The sequence below is a fragment of the Streptomyces sp. NPDC002680 genome (assembly GCF_042889145.1).
Lineage (GTDB): Bacteria > Actinomycetota > Actinomycetes > Streptomycetales > Streptomycetaceae > Streptomyces > Streptomyces adonidis.
This window is the reverse complement of record NZ_JBIAQP010000018.1, coordinates 105,454-122,707: the sequence shown is the minus strand read 5'-3', so window position 1 is coordinate 122,707 and position 17,254 is coordinate 105,454. Positions and strand designations below refer to the sequence as shown.

Sequence of the window (17,254 nt, the reverse complement as noted above, 5' to 3'; positions counted from 1 at the left end):
CGCCGCCCGGCCCGGCCGCCCGGCCAAGGCCGGGCTCATGGCGTGAGCCCCAGGAATCCATTCCACCAGCACGGAGTCAGGAAGATGACAAAACGCGCCTCGGCCGTGTCCGCGAGCCCGCCGAGCCCGTCCAGGAGACGCAACAAGTACATCCTTGCGCCGCTCGTCCTCATCGCGGCCAACGTGGTGCTCTTCGCGCTGTTCTTCGTATGGCCGGCGGTGATCGGGCTCGTCTACTCGTTCACGAACTACACGGGTGTGGGGGCGTTCCAGTTCATCGGACTGGACAACTACAACAACCTGTTCGGGGACTCCACCTTCTACGACGCGCTGAGCCGGACACTGCTGTACGCCGTGCTCTTCGTCCCGCTGAACTTCGCGGTCTCGCTGCTCACCGCCAACCTGCTGGTGAGCAAGAACGCCAAGGGCGGGTCGGTCGCGCGCGTCATCTTCTTCATCCCCTGGCTGCTGTCGCCCATCGTCGTGGGTGTCCTGTGGCGGTGGATGTTCGGTGAGAACTTCGGACTGGTCAACTACGTCATCGAGAAGTTCGGCGGCAGCGCCGTTCCGTGGCAGTCGAACGCGGACCTCTCGCTGATAGTGGTCGTGATGGCGGCGTCCTGGGCCTGGACCGGCTTCTCGATGCTGCTGTTCATCGCGGCGATCAAGAACGTACCGGTGTCCTACTACGAGGCGGCCTCGCTCGATGGCGCCGGCCCCTGGCGCCAGTTCTTCAGCATCACGCTGCCGAGCATCGCGCCCACCTCGTTCATCGTGATCCTGCTCAACACGATCAACGCGATGAAGGAGTACCCGGTGTTCGTCGCCCTCAACAACGGCGGACCCGGCACCTCGAACAACCTGCTCGTCCAGTACATCTACGAGACCGGCTTCAAACGGGGCCAGATCGGCTACGCGAGCGCCGCGTCGTTCGTGCTCATGCTCATCCTGATGGCCGTCGCGATCATCCAGCTGATCGTCAACCGGCGGGTGGAGAACCGATGACAACCACAGACTTGCCACGTCCGGTCGACGCCGATCCCAAACGAGCCGCCTCCAAGAAGCGGTCCCGCGGGTCGGCCAGCGGCGGGCTCCGGCGGGCGATCGCCCCGACGACACTGCTGTGGGTCCTGGCGTGTCTGTACGGGTTTCCGGTGCTGTGGTTCGTCCTCAGCTCGTTCAAGCCGGCCAGCGACCTGTTCTCCTATCCGCTGACGCTGGTTCCGCACAACCCCACCCTGTCGGGTTTCAAGGCGGCGTGGGACAGCGCCAACTTCTCCCAGTACTTCATCAACACGGCCATCGTGTGCGTGGTCACGACGATCCTCACGGTGGGCGTCAGCTGCTGCACCGGGTACGCGCTGGCCAAGTACGACAACAAATGGCTCAAGGCGTTCTTCATCTGCATCCTGGCCACCACGATGCTGCCGTCCGAGGTCATGCTCGCCCCCGAGTTCCTGGTGGTCCGCAACCTCGGCCTCTACAACTCCTTCGCCGGCATCATCCTCCCGGCCGTGCTCACCGCGACCGGATGCTTCATGTTCCGCCAGTTCTTCCTGACGGTTCCCGACGAACTCGTGGAAGCCGCCCGCATCGACGGCGCCCGTGAGCTGGCGATCTTCGCGCGGATCATGGTGCCGCTCTCCCGGCCCATCATGCTGACGCTCGCCATCCTGTCCTTCCAGTGGCGCTGGAACGACTACATCTGGCCGCTGCTGATGCTCAACGACCCGAACAAGTTCACCGTGCAGATCGGCATCCAGAGCATCGTCGGCGCGCAGAACATCAACTGGTCGGTGCTGCTCGGCGCCTCGGTCATCTCCATGATCCCGCTGATCCTCGTCTTCCTGGTCTTCCAGCGCTACGTCATGGGCGCCGACATCAACGCCGGACTGAAGGACTGACCTTGCCCACCCCGCTCGACCACGAGTTCGTCCGCGCGGCGGCCCGCGCCGCCGACCGGCTGGCCGCCCCGCTGGCGGCCCGCCCCGACGAGGAACCCACCGGTGTGCCGCACCGTGGTCTGGCGCGGCGGGTGAAGACCCTGGTCGCGGCGTACCGGTCCCCGGACTCGGCACTGCACGACAGCGGCCAGGCCGTCGCCGCCGCGACGACCCACCTCCGCGCCCTGCGGGCCACGCAGACGAGCACCGGTCTCTTCGCCGGCGGCGACAACGTGCAGTCGCCGCCGGACTCCGGCTTCACCGTCAACGACGTGTGCGACGCGCACGTTCTCGCCGCCGGCGGAGGCCCGGAACTGCGCGACGTCACGGCCGCGCTCGCCGAGATCGCCGACGCCGCCACCGGCAGTCTCCTCACCGGCGGGGTGCACACCCCGAACCACCGCTGGGAGCTGTCGGCGGCACTGGCCCGGCTGCACCGCTCGTTCCCCGACGACCGCCTCCTCGACCGCGTCGAGGAGTGGCTCTCCGAGGGCATCGACATCGACGCCGACGGCCTGTACTCGGAACGCAGTGCCAACTACGCGGCCCACGTCTCCAACCCGTCGCTGCTCCTGCTGGCCGAGGTGCTCGGCCGCGCCGACCTGCTGTACGCCGTCGAGCGCAACCTCGTCACCACCCTGGACCTGATCAGGCCGGACGGCACGGTGGAGACCGTCCACTCGCGACGCCAGGACCAGAAGCACCCCTTCCCGCTGGCGCCCTACCTGCCGCACTACCGGCTGCTCGCGATCCGCACCGGCCGGGGCGACTTCGCCCGGGTGGCCAGGCTGGCGGCCGCCGACGGCATCGACGACCCCGACCTGCTCGCCGAGACCCTCCTCACCCCGGACCTGTGCCAGGCCCTGCCGGACCCGGCCGAGGAGACACTTCCGCGCGACCGGTACCTCACCACCGCACGCCTCGCCGCCCGCGCCTCGGCCACCGCCCACACGGTGGTGTACGGCGGCTCCGACGTGCCCGAGCACCGGCGCGTCCGCTCGGGCCTCGCCTGCAACCCCACCTTCCTGCGCCTGTTCGCCGGCGCCGCCGTCCTCGACGCGGTCCGTCTCTCGCGCGGCTTCTTCGACCTGGGCCCGTTCCGCGCCGCCGACATGGAACAGCCCGCCGACAACAGCTACCGGCTCACCCAGACCCTCACGGCCGCCTACTACCAGCCACTCCCGAAGGGCGAGAGGCGGGACGACGGCGCCTACCGGCTGGTGGACGACGGACGCTTCTCCGCCTCGATGGCCTTCCCGGGCCGGCCCCAGGACGAGGTCTCCCACACGACCCGCGTCGAGGTGGATCTGCGGGAGGACGGCGCCGACCTGCGGATCGACATCAGCGGACCACCGGTGCCCTGGGCCCTCGAACTGACCTTCCGGCCGGGCGGGGAGCCGGAGGGCGCCGTACCGATCGGCGACGGACGCTGGTGCCTGACGGGCGGGCCGATGACCTACCGGGTCGGCGACGACGAGATCCGCGTCGAGGCCGACCTCCAGGCAGGCGAACCGCTCGCCGGGCCGGACCGGAGCGACGTACTGCGCTACGACCCGGGGCAGGACTACACCGTGGTCGGCGGCACCGACGCGACGGCCGGGAACCGTGTCTACATCGGCGGACTCGGCCCGCACACTGTGACCGTCGCACTGCGCGCCGGTCGGCAGGGTTAGACCATGGCCACCCCAGGCATGAAGGGCTGAGGGCATTGCATCTCCCGCACCAGCGAGGGGCGTTGCACGATCTGCCGGCGACTCCGGCGGACTACGACGCCGTCCTGACCGCCGTCGTGGGTGAGGCGCTCACTCGCCTCACCCGCGACGGCAACCTCGAACACCCCGCCGCCACCGACGACATCGGCGACACCTCCCTCGGCGTCACCTCGCTGCTGGCCCTGGCCTGGCAGCGCGGCAAGGACCCGCGCCTGCCGGAGGCGGTGGCCCGCAGCCTCGCCTTCCATCTCCGCGAGCGCGTCTACACCGAGGACAACCCCGGCTACCCCAACCTGAGGACCCGCAACTCCGGTCTCCCGTACGCCCGTTACGTACTGGAGACCGGCGCGCACCCCATCGGCGACTGGCCGAGCACGGTGTGGGCGCTGCTCCAGGCGGTCAACATCCTGGACGCGGCCGAGGGACTCGTCGCCGACGAACAGCGCGCGGAACTGGTCGAGTTGGCGCGCGGCTACTGGCGCTGGCTGACCGAGGCGACCTTCTTCAACCCGCAGGAGGCGGGCAACCAGGCGATCGGCTGTGTGGTGGGCGGTTTGATGCTGGCTCCCCATCTCCCTTCCGAGGAAGGGCGGTCGGTCAGGTCGCGCGCGATCTCGCTGTACGTCGACAAGATCCGCGCCCACCGGGTGAGCGACCGGGGCGCGGCCCTGCCCCCCGAGCACGGCGGCGCCTACGACAACAACTACGGCCCGATCTCCCTCTCCTTCCTCGCCCAGGCCCACCGGATCAGCGGCGAGGAGATCTTCGCGGAGGACGGTGAGGCACTGGCCCACTACATCGACGCCCGCCTGACGAACGGCGGCTACGACAACGGCGGCCCCCGCTACAGCGAACAGCACTCCGCCTTCGAATCGGTCCTCGGCCTGCGCTACTTCGGCCACCGCATCGGCGCCGACCTCGGCCGCTACCGGGGCGACAGCCGCTGGGCCCGCCACGCGACCAAGCCGGACGGCGGCATCGACGGCCACTTCGCGTGGATGCTGGTCTGGCAGATCCAGGACACCACCCCCTGGCATCGCACCCCCTCCACCGAACCGCTGCGCCACCAACTCCGCGCGGGCAGCGTCTCGGTGGCCTTCGACAGCAAGATGACGCCGTCCCTGGTGGAGGCGGCGGGCACGTACTATCTTCCGGCGGCGGTCAACCGCCAGCACGGCTTCGGCCCGGTCGTGGACGGCTTCCTGCTCTGCCGCCCGATGGGCGAGGTCCGGGTACGGGACGTCCGCACCGACGGCCTCGCGGCCAAGCTGGTCACCAAGCCGGTCGTCGGCCGCGACCACGTCCTGCGTCATGTGCGGTCCCTGTACGTCACGGACGGCACGGCCCTGTGGGTCACGGTCGCCGTCGAACACCTCGACGGCACGCCGTATCTGCTCGCCGGACTGCCGTACGCCACGGACGACGGGGACCGGGTCCGCCGTACGGCGGAAGCCGGTGCCGTGGCCTCTGCGGGCACCCTGCGTCTGACGCACCCTGGGGCGGATGGCGTGGAGCACTTCGACGCCCGCGCCGAGGTGACCCAGGAGCAGGCGGCGTTCGCCCTCGCGGCCGACCCGCGCGGGTACGGGAACCCCGACGAGGGGTGGCGGCACCTGGTCAGCTCCACGGCGCTGGAGGCCGAGCCTGCGCCCGGCGCGCCGGAGGGGCTGGGCGTGTTCGCGGTGCGGTACGGAGACGGGGCCGCCGAGTTCGCGCCTGTTTTCGAGACCACGCCGGAAGGTCTGCGGGTGCGTACGGAGGCGTTCTCGGCAGTGATCGGTGAGGCGGTGGGCGATGCCCGCGGTGAGCCGGAGCTGACGGTTTCGGGCTGCTGAGGGAGACTTTCGGCTGTCGGCCGGTGGGGGCTGGTCGCGCAGTTCCCCGCGCCCCTAGGTGGGTGCAGTCCCGTCTGTCTGTACGGCCAGGTCCGCTCGGGAAGGGTTGCCTCTACCCGCCCGTCTGGACGACCAGGTCCGCATGGTCAAGGGTTGCCGTTACCAGTTCCGCGTTGGGCTGGTCCGAGCGCAGGACCCACGCCGCCGCCTCCTCGTGGGTCTTGCCGAACTCCTCGTGTCGGGCGATGAGGCGGCGCAGGCGTTCCTGCTCGTCCAGCTCGCAGAACCACACCTCGTCCAGTTGCGAGCGGACCCGGGGCCACAGGAGTAGGTAGTTGCCCTCCGTCACGATCAGGCGGGCGGTCGGCCGGACCGGGATCGCTCCGGCGATCGGCTGCTCCAGGACCCGTTCGAAGCCCGGCGCGTAGACGATGCCGTCCTCGCCCCCGGTGCGCAGCCGTTGCAGCAGCGCCGCGTACCCCGCCGAGTCGAAGGTGTCCGGCGCGCCCTTGCGGTCCCGCAGTCCCAGCCGGTCCAACTCGACGTCGGCGAGATGGAATCCGTCCATCGGCACATGGGCGACCCAGGGCGTGCCGTCTCCGTTCAGCGCGCCGACGAGCCGCTCGGCGAACGTCGTCTTGCCCGCGCCGGGGCTCCCGGCGATACCGAGCACGGCACGCCGGTCGTCCCTGACCAGCGCCCGGGCCCGGCCGAGGAGTTCGTCGAACGTGGGGGAGGAGGGAGGTCGTTCCACTCGGCCGAGTCTCTCACCTACACGGACAGCCCTTCGTAGGCCGCCGCCAGGATCAGGAAAGCGCGTTCGTCACCGAGGCCTTCCGGGTCGAGCATCCGGTTCATGACGTACGCCACGGTCAGGCGCGCGTCCATGTCGACCAGGACCAGCGAGCCGCCCCAGCCACCCCAGAAACACGTGCGGGGGTTGGGGAGTTGGCCGCTGTGCAGGCCGTACCCCATGCCCCAGCGCATGGGCACGCCCAGCGTCGAGTCCGTGCCGCGGAACTGTTCCTCCAGGGCGCGTTCGCAGCCCGCCTCCGACAGCAGCCGTACGCCTCGTGCGGTGCCGCCGCAGGACAGGACCGACTGGACGGCGGCGACCGAGCGGGCGTTGCCGTGGCCGTTCGCGGCGGGGATCTCGGCGCGCCGCCAGGCCTCCGTGTTGCCGGTGGCGGGCGGGAGGCGCGGGTTGCCGGGGCGGTCGCGGGGCAGAGCCGCGTTCGGGTCGAGCACCCGCTCGGGCGGCGCGATCACGGGCGCGACCCGGTGGTCGTGCTCGGCGGCCAGTCCGATGTGGAAGTCGGCGCCCAGCGGCCCGGCGATCTCCTCGGCGAAGAACACACCCGGGGTGCGGCCGGTGACCCGGCGGATCACCTCGCCGACCAGGTGGCCGTAGGTGACGGCGTGGTAGCCGCCCTCGGCGCCGGGCTTCCAGGCGGGGGCCTGGGCGGCGAGCCGGGAGGTGGCGGTCGGCCAGTCGTAGAGGTCGTCGAGCGTCATCGGCTCGTCCCAGGTGGGCAGGCCCGCCGTATGGCCCAGCAGATGCCGTACCAGGACGTCGTCCTTGCCGTTCGCGGCGAACTCCGGCCAGTAGCGGGCGACCGGCGCGTCCAGGTCGAGTTCGCCCCGGTCGGCGAGGACCAGGGCGCACAGTGCCGTCATCGTCTTGGTCGTGGACCAGGTGTTGGTGAGCGTGTCGCGCTCCCACGGGACGGTACGGGCCTCGTCGAGGTGGCCGCCCCACAGGTCGACCACCGGCTCGCCGTCGAGGTACACGGCGACGGACGCGCCCACGTCCTTGTCGTCGAGCGAGGCGGCCAGCGCCTCGCGCACGGAGGCGAACTGGTCGGTGCACGTGCCGGAAGTCTCCACCATGCCGCGACCGTAACCAGGCCCGGTGGACACGGCCACCGAATTATCGCGACGCGTGCCCCGGATCAGGTGCGGTCGATATGTACGTTCGTCGACTTCACGCGGGCCGTGGCCTCCACGCCGACTTCGAGGCCGAGTTCCTCCACGGCCTCCCGGGTCAGCAGCGACACCAGCCGGTGCGGGCCCGCCTGGATCTCGACCTGGGCCGCCACATCGCCGAGTTTCACGGCCGTGACGATGCCGGGGAAGGCGTTACGGGCCGAGGTGTACGACGGTTCCTCCTCGCCGGAGCCACCGCCCGCACCGGCGTTCGCGCTCGCCAACTCGGTCGAGAACGCGGCCAGATCCCGTCCGTCGATCATCCGCCGCCCGCCCTCGTCACGGTGGGTCTTCACCCGCCCCGCGTCCGCCCACCGCCTCGCGGTGTCGGGGCTCACGCCCAGCAGACGGGCGGCCTGACCAATGGTGTAGGACTGCATACGCGCCAACCTAAGCTCGTTCCTCTGTCTCGCAAAATGAGCAACAGTGCCCGTCGGGGCGTACTGAACTGGTAGGGAACGCACGCCCACAGCACGGCCACGCCCGGAGGTACCTCGCCCGTGAGCATCACCAAAGCGGCCCCGCCCGGGGCCGACCACCGCGACACGGAGGCGCCGGAGGGGGATCCGGGCGGCGAGCAGCAGGGCTGGCAGTTCAGCTCGCCGCTCGTCCTGACCATGCTGCTGATCCTGATGGTCGCCCTGCAGGGGCCGATCCGCGGGGCGGTGTCCACGCCGGTGATGCAGAGCTGGATGACCGTGTTCGTCGCCGTCGTCGTTCAGGCACTGCCCTTCCTCGTCCTCGGGGTGCTGCTGTCGGCGATGCTCGCGGTGTTCGTACCGCCGTCGTTCTTCGCCCGCGCCCTGCCCAGCCGGCCCGCCCTCGCGGTGCCGGTCGCGGGGATGGCCGGGGCGGTGCTGCCCGGGTGCGAGTGCGCGTCCGTGCCGGTGGCGGGGGCGCTGGTGCGGCGGGGTGTCGCCCCGGCGGCGGCGCTGGCGTTCCTGCTCTCCGCCCCGGCGATCAACCCGATCGTGCTGACCGCGACCGCCGTCGCGTTCCCCGGCCGGCCGGAGATGGTCGTCGCCCGGTTCGTGGCGAGTCTGCTGGTGGCGTGCGCGATGGGCTGGCTCTGGCAGCGGCTCGGCCGCGCCGACTGGCTGCGCCCGCCGGCCCATCCCTCGGACGAGGGCCTCGGCAAGGGCGCCGCGTTCTGGAGTTCCGTACGGCACGACCTGATGCACGCGGGCGGCTTCCTGGTCGTCGGCGCGATGGCCGCGGCCACCTTGAAGGCCGTCGTCCCGGCGCACTGGCTGAGCCTCGCGGCCGACAACCCCGTGGTGTCGGTCCTCGCGCTCGCCGTCCTCGCGGTGCTGCTGTCGATCTGCTCGGAGGCGGACGCGTTCGTCGCCGCGTCGCTGACGCAGTTCTCGCTCACGGCCCGGTTGGCGTTCCTGGTGGTCGGCCCGATGATCGACCTCAAGCTGTTCGCCATGCAGACGGCGACCTTCGGCCGCGGTTTCGCCCTCCGCTTCGCGCCGGCCACCTTCGTCATGGCCGTGGCGTCGTCGGTGCTCGTCGGGGCGGTGCTCCTGTGAACCGGCAGGCACAGGCGGTCGTCCTGTTCCTGGTCGGCGGAGCGATGCTGCACGCCGGCACCACCGACCTCTATCTGCGCTACGTCAAGACAGGGCTTCAGCCCCTGGTCGTCGGCGCCGGAGTGGTCCTGATCGTGGCCGCGCTGGCGACGGTCTGGTACGAGCGGAAACGTTCGAAGGCGGGCCACGACAAGGAGGTTCACGTCCACCGGGAACCGCGCGTCTCCTGGCTCCTGGTCCTGCCCCTGCTCGCGCTGATCCTGGTCGCCCCGCCCGCCCTGGGCTCCTACAGTGCCCTGCGCACGGGTACGGCCCTCCAGGCGCCGCTCGCCTACGCGCCGCTGCCCTCCGGTGATCCCGTACGCCTGAGCCTCGTCGACTACGCGGGCCGCGCGGCCTACGGCCACGGGCGTTCGCTGGGGGACCGGCGGATCGCGATCAGCGGGTTCGTCGCGCTCGACGGCAAGGGTACCCCGTACCTGGTTCGGATGGCCCTGAACTGCTGCGCGGCCGACGCCCAGCCGGTCAAGGTCGGCCTGACCGGCAAGATCCCCCCGGTCCTGCAACCGGACACCTGGCTCGAACTCACCGGCACCTACACCGACAGGCGGACCAAGGACCCGGTGAACAACGGCATCATCCCGTTCTTCGACATCACCGAGGCGAAGCCGGTCCCGACGCCGCGCGACCCGTACGACGAGAGCTGGAACGGCTGAGGCGCCCGGTCAGGGCTGGATCAGCCCGCGCTCGTACGCCTTGACCAGGCGCTGCGGCACCATGTGCGCGACCCCGTCGACGGTGACCGGCACCAGCTGGGTCGGGGCCGCCTTCCACTGGGCGCGACGGTGCCGGGTGTTGCTGCGGGACATCTTCCGCTTGGGAACGGCCATGGGAATCCTCCTCGGTTGGCAAGCGAGAAGGACGCTACATGAAAATGGATCCCATTAACAATGTCGGTGTCGAGGACCGGTCCGTCAAGGCTGGTGCGTGACACTCACCTGCACGGTCAGCGTGCCCCGGTTGTCCTCGGAGCAGGCCCCGGCGGAGTCGTTGATGCCCAGTTGCAGGGTGCCGTTCCCGGTCGCCCGGAAGGTCAGCTTCCGTCCGACGGAGTGGACGGGGAAGTCCTTGGTGCCCGTGAGGACGGCCAGCAGGGTGCCGAACGGTGCCGAGGGCTCGACCTTGCAGTCCTTCGCACCGTCCAGCGACGCGTCGGTGTCCGCGTCGTAGCCGGCCGGCCCGGTCATGGGGATGTTCCGGTGGTCGACCGTCCATGCACCCGAGACGAACCGCACGGTGACCTGGTCTCCGCGCCGAACGGCCGCTCCGGTCACCGGCTGCCAGCCGGTCGCCGACTGCACGACCTGACTGACGGTCGTCGTCTTCGGGCCCTCCTTCAACGGCAGCGTCCCGGTGAGGAAGAGACCGCCCACGACGCCCGTCGCCAGTACGGCTGTCCCGGCCAGTGCCCACAGCAGCCGTTTCGGCCCCGTCGAGCGGGACGGCCGGTGCTGCCGGGGCTTGAGCGATGTGGTGTGCCGCGCCGTCGGTACGGTCTGTCCGGCCGGGACGGGCCGCCCGTGCCCGCTGGTCACCGTGTCCGCGTCGGCCGTCGGATGCTCGGGCCGACGTACCCGCACGGTCGCCGGGGGCAGCGGCTCGGCGGACATCTCCGACGTCTCCCCGGCCGCGACCCGCTGCAACGCGGAACGTACGACGGCTGCCGAGGGGCGCTCCGCCGGGGCCTTGCGCAGCAGCGCCTCGACGACCGGGCGCAGCGGGCCGAGCCGCACCGTCAGAACGGGTTCCTCGTACGCCACCGCGTGCAGCGTCGCGGGCGCCGCCGGTCTGCGGAACGGGGACTGCCCGCCGCAGACCGTGGCGAGGGTCGCGCCCAGGGACCACAGGTCGGACGCCGGACCGGCCTCCGCACCCGTCACCCGCTCGGGCGCCATGAACTCCAGGGAGCCGATCAGCTCGCCGGTGGTCGTGAGGAACTCGCCGTCGTCCAGGGCCGCGATGCCGAAGTCGGTGAGGACCGCGCTGCCGTCCGGGCGCAGCAGGACGTTGGCGGGCTTGACGTCACGGTGCAGGGTGCCGGCGTTGTGCACGGCCTCCAGCGCGTCGAGCAGCTGGAGGCCCAGGGCGGCCGTGTGCCGCGGTGTGAGGGGGCCGGTCTCGGCGGTCCGGTGGGCCAGTGAGGGCCCGTTGACGAGTTCCATGACGATCCACAGCCGGTCCTCGGCCTCGACCAGGTCATGGACGCCGACCACATGGGGATGCGGCACGCGGGCGACCGCGCGCGCCTCACGGATGGCGCGGCGCACCCGGATGCGGTGCTCCTCGTCGCCGTGGGTGAGGATGTGCAGTTCCTTGGCGGCGACCGGCCGGTCGAGCAGTTGGTCGTGGGCGCGCCAGACCGTGCCCATGCCGCCCCTGCCGAGGATGTCGTGGAGCAGATACCGTCCGGCGATCAGCCGCCCCGAACCATGTCCCGAGCCGTGTCCCGGGCCCCGGTCCGAACGTGTCGCCGATGGGTGATCGCCATCTCCGGAAGTCACGTGCGCTCTCACGTTTCCTGTTCTGTCGGCCGGTCGTCGTTCGTTCGAAGGGGGCCGAGCATAGCGGAGCGCATCGTGGTCCGTGGCCGGTCAACTACCTTGTCATGTAAGGAATTTGACGGCATGTGCCGTTCTGTACGGGGAGGGCAGCGGCGTTGCACCGAAGGTACAGATGGGTGGACCGTGAGCTTGCCCGAATGGACCCGGAGACCGACTGGGAGCGCATGATCTCGCTCTACATCGGCCACCGTGTCCCGGAGTTCGCCCTGGCGATGATGATCTATCCGGGCACCATGCGCATGATGCAGCCGAGCATGGGCTCCGCGACCCTGGCCCACACCGCGAAGCTGGAGACGCGGCCGCGTCGGCGCTTCCAGGACGGCAACGACTTCCTGACGGCCTGGATGGTGGACGGCCCGTCCAGCGAGGCGGGCCGCAAGGCCGCCGAACGCCTGAACCGCATCCACCTGGCCGTCGCCCGCCGGACCCCGCACCTCCCCGGCAACTTCGACGACATCGACGACTTCGTCTACCCCCTGGTCCTGCTGGCCACGTTCGGCGACCGGCTGCAGACCTCACTGGGCCTGCCCGGCACGAGCGAGAACATGAAGACGGCGTGGCACCACTGGGCGCAGACCCTCTTCGGCCTCCTGGAACGCGAGTCCGGTCCCTTGGCCGACGAGGCGTTCCCCGAGGACTGGAGCGCGATGACCGAGTTCGCCGCGAAGTTCGACGCCCGGCCGTACGAGCGGACGGAGGCCGGTCACCGGGTGGCGACCGCGATGATGGACTTCTTCGCCGAGCGCTGGTTCCCGTCCCCCTTACGCCCGTTCGGCCGGGACCTGACCCGCTACCTGGCAGGCGAGCGCGTCTGCCACCTCCACGACATCGGCTGGCTCAGCCCCCGCCGCGAGCGTCTGGTCCGCGCCTTCCTGAAGACCACGTTCCGCGCCCAGCGCCTACTCCCCGACTACCGCACCCCCCTCCCGGACCGCCTCCGCCGAACCCGCCACACCAACGCACAACTCAGGAAACTCGAACCCTGAACCCCGAGACCCGAAACTTAACGAGCCCCCGGCCCCCGGCCACCGGTTTCTGAGCCCCTGGCCTCAGCCTCCGGTCCCGGTTACCGGTTCCCGGCTCCGGTCCCGGCTCCCGGCCCCGGCCTCCGGCCCCGGCCTCCGGCCCCGGCCTCCGGCCCCGGCCTCCGGCCCCGGCCTCCGGCCCCGGCCTCCGGCCCCGGCCTCCGGCCCCGGCTCCGGCCCCGGCCTCCGGCCCCGGCTCCGGCCCCGGCCTCCGGCCCCGGCCTCCGGCCCCGGCCTCCGGCCCCGGCCTCCGGCCCCGGCTCCGGCCCCGGCCTCCGGCCCCGGCCTCCGGCCCCCGGCTCCGGCCCCCGGCTCCGGCCCCGGCCTCCGGCCCCGGCCTCCGGCCCCCGGCTCCGGCCCCCGGCTCCGGCCCCGGCCTCCGGCCCCGGCCTCCGGCCCCTGGCCCCGGCTCCGGCCCCTGGCCCCGGCCCCTGGCCCCGGCTCCGGGCTCCGGCCCCGGGCTCCGGCCCCGGCCTCCGGCCCCGGCCTCCGGCCCCGGCCTCCGGCCCCGGCCTCCGGCCCCGGCCTCCGGCCCCGGCCTCCGGCCCCTGGCCCCGGCTCCGGGCTCCGGCCCCGGGTGCCGAGGCTCGACGGGCCCCGGCCTCGGGTCTCCGGGCCCCGGCCTCGGGTCTCCGGGCCCCGGCCTCGGGTCCCCGGGCCCCGGTCTCGGGCTCCGGTCCCCGGCCCCCGGCCTCGGGCTCCGGCCCTGAGCTTCCGGCCTCCGAGGCCCGAGGTTCGACGGGCCCCGGGCGTCAACACCCCGTGGCCCCAACTCCCCACGCCCGCCCCACCGTTCACCTCCCCTTCACCACCCCGTCGCCGACGTCACTTCCCACCCTCCGCGCGACCTCCTAACCTCAGGCGCCACCCTCATTCGCATCCCCATGCCCACATGCCCCTATCCGAAAGGCGATCGCGCTTATGCGCCCTCAACGGACGCGCAACGCAAGACGGTTGGTACACAGACTTGCCGCCGCCCTCACAACCACCGCCCTCGCGCTGGCGGTTCCCGCCCCGGCCACCGCCGTCCAGGCGGCTGCAGAGCGACCGTCCTCGCTCGTGGACCCCCTGATCGGCTCCGCGAACGGCGGCAACACCTACCCCGGCGCCACCCTCCCGTACGGCATGATCGCCTGGTCCCCGACCAGTACGACGGGCGACCAGACCAGCACGGGCGCGGCCAACGGCTACCAGTACGGCGTCACCCGCATCCGCGGTCTGAGCCTCACCCATGTCAACGGCGCCGGCTGCAACCCGGGCGCCGCGGGGGACGTACCGATCATGCCGTTCGTCGGGGACGTCACCTCCTCGCCGTCGGCGGACACCAGGGACGCCGTCTACGCCGCCGACTTCTCGCACGCCGACGAGAAGGCCGTGCCCGGGCGCTACACGCTCGGTCTGAAGTCGGGCGCGAAAGCCGACCTCGCGGTGAGCAGGCGCGCCGGGGTCGCCGACTTCACCTTCCCGAGCGACAAGCCCGCGAACCTCCTCTTCCGCGTCTCCAACTCCCTCAACGGCAGCGAGAACGCGCACATCGACATCGACGCCGCCCACCGCAAGGTGACCGGCTGGGTGCTCACCGGCGCCTTCTGCGGGCGGCGCGCCAACGGCGGCGTCAACAACCGCAAGAGCTACTACAAGCTCTACTTCAGCGCCTCCTTCGACCGCGCCTTCGCCACCACCGGCACCTGGCACGACAGCACACTCTCACCCGGCTCGATCACCGACTCCGGAGGCGAGGGGTACGCGACCGGCGCCGACCGCGCGGGACGCGGTTCCGGCGGCTGGGTCGGCTTCGACACATCCTCCGACAACGATGTCCGGATGCGGATCGGCATCTCGTACGTCAGCCAGGCGGGCGCCGAGACCAACCTCCGCCGGGAGATCCCGCCGCGCGCGACCGTCGCCGACGTGGCCGAGACCGGCGCGCGGGCCTGGGACCGGGAGCTGGACACCGTACGCGTCGAGGGCGGTGAGCCGGCCCGCCGTACGGCCTTCTACACCGCGCTCTACCACGCCCTCATGCAGCCGAACCTGATCAGCGACACCGACGGCCGCTACTACGGCATGGACGGCGCCGTGCACCGGCTGGCGCGCGGACAGCGGGCCCAGTACAGCAACTTCTCCGGCTGGGACCAGTACCGGGCGCAGATACAGCTGCTCGCCCTGCTGAAACCCACGGTCGCGGGCGACTTCGCCCAGTCGCTCTACAACTTCGCCCGCCAGAACGGCGGAGTCTGGGACCGCTGGGTGCACATCAGCGGCGCCACCCACGTCATGACCGGCGACCCGTCGGCCGCGACCCTCGCCACCTTCTACGCCATGGGGGTACGCAACTTCGACTACGAGGGCGCCTTCGACTCGCTCCTGAGGCAGGCCACCGTCCCCCATCCCGACGGCCTCCTGGACGCCGGCTGCCCGGGCCAGTGCGTCGGCCAACGCCCCAACCTGGCCCAGTACTTGACCTCGCACTACGCCGCCCAGGACGTGTGCCACTGCTGGGGCGGCGCCGCCGAGACCCTGGAGGACGCCGTCGCCGACGACGCGCTCGCCCGGTGGGCCAAGCTGCTCGGCCGGGACACCGAGGCCGCCGCCCTCGCCGAACGCGGCGCCTACTGGCGCAACGTCTTCAACCCGAACGCGACTGCCACCGGCGGCTACATCCAGGCCCGCAACCTCGACGGCTCCTGGGTGACCCCCTTCAGCCCCGGCAGCGACCGCGGCTTCGCCCAGGGCACGAGTGCCACCTACACCTGGATGGTGCCCCAGGACGTCCAGGGCCTGGCCGCCGCGATGGGCGGCCGCGAACAGGCCGCCGCCCGTCTCGACGGCTTCTTCCACAACGCGGACGGCTCCTGGTCCGTCCGGGGCGGCGACGCGCTGCGCTACGACCCCACCAACGAGCCCGGAATCCACGCCCCTTGGCTCTACAACGCCCTGGGACAGCCCTCGAAGACCCAGGCGACCGTACGCCAGATCCTGAACACCGTGTACGGCACCGGGCCCTCGGGTCTGCCCGGCAACGACGACCTCGGCACCATGTCGGCCTGGGGCTGTACCCGCAGACCCCGGGCAGCGCGAACCTGCTCCTGGGTGCCCCGGTCTTCACCTCCGCCGTGCTGGACCGCCCGGGCCGCACCGACATCAGGATCAGCGCGCCCGAGGCCGACAGCACGCATGCGTACGTCGATGCCGTGCGCCTCAACGGCCGTACTGAACCCAGGTCTTGGGTCGGCCCCGGTCTGACCCTGCGGGGCGGCACGCTCTCCTTCGGTCTCGCCGAGCAGCCGGACACCGGCTGGGCGACCGACCCGGCGGACCTGCCGAACTGACCGACCGGACAAGCCCGTTGGCGGCACGCGTACGCTCCGCGTGCCGCCAACGGGGGAGTTCACCAACACCGTTTCAGGAGAGGCATGTTCAGGCTGTGTGCAGGGTCAAGCCGTACCGGCTGAGGATCTCGTTGATGGGCTGGAACCAGGTCTGGCCCCCGCTGGTGCAGTTGCCCCAGCCGCCGGAGGTGACGCCCTGCGCCTGGTCGCCGCTGATGAACGAGCCGCCGGAGTCGCCCGGTTCGGCGCAGACGCTCGTCTTGGTCATCTGATAGACCGCGCCCTGGCTGTAGTTGACGGTCTCGTTGAGGCCCTGCACCGTCCCGCAGTGCCAGTGCGTGGTCGACCCCGACCGGCAGATGGAGGTGCCGACAGGTGCCACGGCCGAGCCGCGCACGAGCCGATCGGGGATCGTGCCCCAGCCGAGCACGACCGGGACGGTCCACCAGCCGCTGCCCACGTTGACCCAGGCGTAGTCGTCGCCGGGGAACGAGGAGCCCTGGAAGTTGCCGATGTAGGACCGGTCCCAGCCGCTGACCCCGGCGCCGGTGCTGCCGCAGTGTCCGGCGGTCACGAATCCGCCGTACACCGAAAACCCTATGGAACAGCGGACGTTGCCCGTGTAGTACGGGTCGCCGCCGACGGTTCCGGCGGCGAAGGTGCTCGGGGCGGAGGCGGTCTTCTCGACCGTGACGGGACCCGCGGCACGGGCGCGGTCGAGGAACCGCTCGACATCGTTGTCGCCCTGTCGGCCGGCGACGACGGTCACGACGACCGCGCCGCCCTTCGGGTCGACGTGCCAGCCGCTGACTCCGTCGGGCGCGTCCAGCTTGTCGAGGCGGGCCCGCGTGGCGTCGAGCTGGCGGGCGCTGTGTGCTGCCGTGCGGACGGTCGCGCCGGTGGCCCGGACGGCGCTGAGGGTGGCGGGGGAGGCGTCCGAGGTGACGGCGACGGACAGCCGGCCGCTGTCGGCGTCGAACCAGGAGCCGCCGTAGGAGGCACCGGCGGCCCGGCGGGCCTTCGGCTCGGCGGCCGTCGCCGTCTTCTCGGCGGCGAGGCGCGCCTCGGCCTGCGGCTTCGTCAGCCCGAAGTCGCGCTGCATGGCGGCGAGAAGCCCGGCGGAGGCCGGTGCCTCGGTGGTTGTTGTCGTCCTGGCGGTGGGGGAGGAGTCGGCGGCGGCGGGCATGACGCCCGTTGTGGCGAAGGTGCCGAGCATGAGCAGTGTCGCGGCCAGGGAGGCGCGCGTGATCGTCCTGCGTCTCAAG

Annotated in this window: 13 protein-coding genes and 1 pseudogene; 8 read left to right on the top strand and 6 right to left on the bottom strand. The window is 71.7% G+C overall.

Features of this window, described 5'->3' with window-relative positions:
- Positions 1-84 precede the first annotated feature (84 nt).
- The 4 genes from ACFYXF_RS38220 to ACFYXF_RS38205 are packed head-to-tail and all read left to right on the top strand — an operon-like array spanning position 85 to position 5,490.
- Complete coding sequence (locus ACFYXF_RS38220) at positions 85-1,005, top strand: carbohydrate ABC transporter permease (RefSeq protein ID WP_389356575.1); 921 nt, start codon at positions 85-87, stop codon at positions 1,003-1,005.
- Positions 1,002-1,904 carry a carbohydrate ABC transporter permease gene (locus ACFYXF_RS38215; protein ID WP_389356574.1) on the top strand — a complete coding sequence of 301 codons (903 nt, stop codon included), beginning with the start codon at positions 1,002-1,004 and terminating at the stop codon, positions 1,902-1,904. The genes ACFYXF_RS38220 and ACFYXF_RS38215 overlap by 4 nt, the downstream gene beginning before the upstream one ends.
- 2 nt (positions 1,905-1,906) lie before the next feature.
- Positions 1,907-3,616, top strand: coding sequence for a hypothetical protein (locus ACFYXF_RS38210; protein WP_389356573.1), 1,710 nt, complete (start codon positions 1,907-1,909; stop codon positions 3,614-3,616).
- Between the two features lie 35 nt (positions 3,617-3,651).
- Complete coding sequence (locus ACFYXF_RS38205) at positions 3,652-5,490, top strand: hypothetical protein (protein ID WP_389356572.1); 1,839 nt, start codon at positions 3,652-3,654, stop codon at positions 5,488-5,490.
- Between the two features lie 112 nt (positions 5,491-5,602).
- Here ACFYXF_RS38205 and ACFYXF_RS38200 read toward each other — a convergent pair whose 3' ends face one another.
- From ACFYXF_RS38200 to ACFYXF_RS38190, 3 genes are all read right to left on the bottom strand, one after another.
- Positions 5,603-6,244, bottom strand: a complete 642-nt coding sequence (locus ACFYXF_RS38200) for a nucleoside/nucleotide kinase family protein (RefSeq protein ID WP_389356571.1) — start codon at positions 6,242-6,244, stop codon at positions 5,603-5,605.
- Positions 6,245-6,261: 17 nt separating this feature from the next.
- A complete protein-coding gene (locus ACFYXF_RS38195) occupies positions 6,262-7,380 on the bottom strand; it encodes a serine hydrolase domain-containing protein (RefSeq protein WP_389356570.1) in 1,119 nt (372 codons plus the stop codon).
- Positions 7,381-7,442: 62 nt separating this feature from the next.
- Positions 7,443-7,856: a molybdopterin-binding protein gene (locus ACFYXF_RS38190; protein WP_389356569.1), complete on the bottom strand. Its 414-nt coding sequence runs from the start codon at positions 7,854-7,856 to the stop codon at positions 7,443-7,445.
- A gap of 120 nt (positions 7,857-7,976) precedes the next feature.
- Here ACFYXF_RS38190 and ACFYXF_RS38185 point away from each other — a divergent pair, with 120 nt between their 5' ends.
- Positions 7,977-9,011 (top strand): permease, encoded by a 1,035-nt coding sequence (locus tag ACFYXF_RS38185; RefSeq protein ID WP_389356568.1) that lies wholly within the window; start codon positions 7,977-7,979, stop codon positions 9,009-9,011.
- On the top strand, positions 9,008-9,727 hold the full coding sequence (locus tag ACFYXF_RS38180; RefSeq protein ID WP_389356567.1) for a TIGR03943 family putative permease subunit: 720 nt from the start codon (positions 9,008-9,010) through the stop codon (positions 9,725-9,727). Before ACFYXF_RS38185 ends, ACFYXF_RS38180 begins: the two co-directional genes overlap by 4 nt.
- Positions 9,728-9,736: 9 nt before the next feature.
- On the opposite strand, the gene rpmF is transcribed toward ACFYXF_RS38180, so the two are convergent.
- Together rpmF and ACFYXF_RS38170 are read right to left on the bottom strand one after the other, a co-directional pair.
- Positions 9,737-9,901 carry a 50S ribosomal protein L32 gene (rpmF, locus tag ACFYXF_RS38175; RefSeq protein ID WP_389356566.1) on the bottom strand — a complete coding sequence of 55 codons (165 nt, stop codon included), beginning with the start codon at positions 9,899-9,901 and terminating at the stop codon, positions 9,737-9,739.
- A gap of 84 nt (positions 9,902-9,985) precedes the next feature.
- Complete coding sequence (locus ACFYXF_RS38170) at positions 9,986-11,572, bottom strand: serine/threonine-protein kinase (RefSeq protein WP_389356565.1); 1,587 nt, start codon at positions 11,570-11,572, stop codon at positions 9,986-9,988.
- Between the two features lie 176 nt (positions 11,573-11,748).
- On the opposite strand from ACFYXF_RS38170, the gene ACFYXF_RS38165 reads away from it, so the two are divergent.
- Both ACFYXF_RS38165 and ACFYXF_RS38160 read left to right on the top strand, forming a co-directional pair.
- Positions 11,749-12,618, top strand: coding sequence for a DUF2236 domain-containing protein (locus tag ACFYXF_RS38165; RefSeq protein ID WP_389356564.1), 870 nt, complete (start codon positions 11,749-11,751; stop codon positions 12,616-12,618).
- 960 nt (positions 12,619-13,578) lie between these two features.
- Positions 13,579-15,989, top strand: a pseudogene (locus ACFYXF_RS38160) (GH92 family glycosyl hydrolase).
- 88 nt (positions 15,990-16,077) lie between these two features.
- On the opposite strand, the gene ACFYXF_RS38155 reads toward ACFYXF_RS38160, so the two are convergent.
- Positions 16,078-17,205, bottom strand: a complete 1,128-nt coding sequence (locus ACFYXF_RS38155; RefSeq protein ID WP_389356702.1) for a S1 family peptidase — start codon at positions 17,203-17,205, stop codon at positions 16,078-16,080.
- Positions 17,206-17,254: the final 49 nt, after the last annotated feature.

What these genes read in the sequence shown, in the direction of transcription:
- ACFYXF_RS38220 (WP_389356575.1), top strand. Translation starts at nt 85, where the DNA reads ATGACAAAACGCGCCTCGGCCGTGTCCGCGAGCCCGCCGAGCCCGTCC.
- ACFYXF_RS38215 (WP_389356574.1), top strand. Translation starts at nt 1,002, where the DNA reads ATGACAACCACAGACTTGCCACGTCCGGTCGACGCCGATCCCAAACGA.
- ACFYXF_RS38195 (WP_389356570.1), bottom strand. Translation starts at nt 7,380, where the DNA reads ATGGTGGAGACTTCCGGCACGTGCACCGACCAGTTCGCCTCCGTGCGC.
- ACFYXF_RS38190 (WP_389356569.1), bottom strand. Translation starts at nt 7,856, where the DNA reads ATGCAGTCCTACACCATTGGTCAGGCCGCCCGTCTGCTGGGCGTGAGC.
- rpmF (WP_389356566.1), bottom strand. Translation starts at nt 9,901, where the DNA reads ATGGCCGTTCCCAAGCGGAAGATGTCCCGCAGCAACACCCGGCACCGT.
- ACFYXF_RS38155 (WP_389356702.1), bottom strand. Translation starts at nt 17,205, where the DNA reads ATGCTCGGCACCTTCGCCACAACGGGCGTCATGCCCGCCGCCGCCGAC.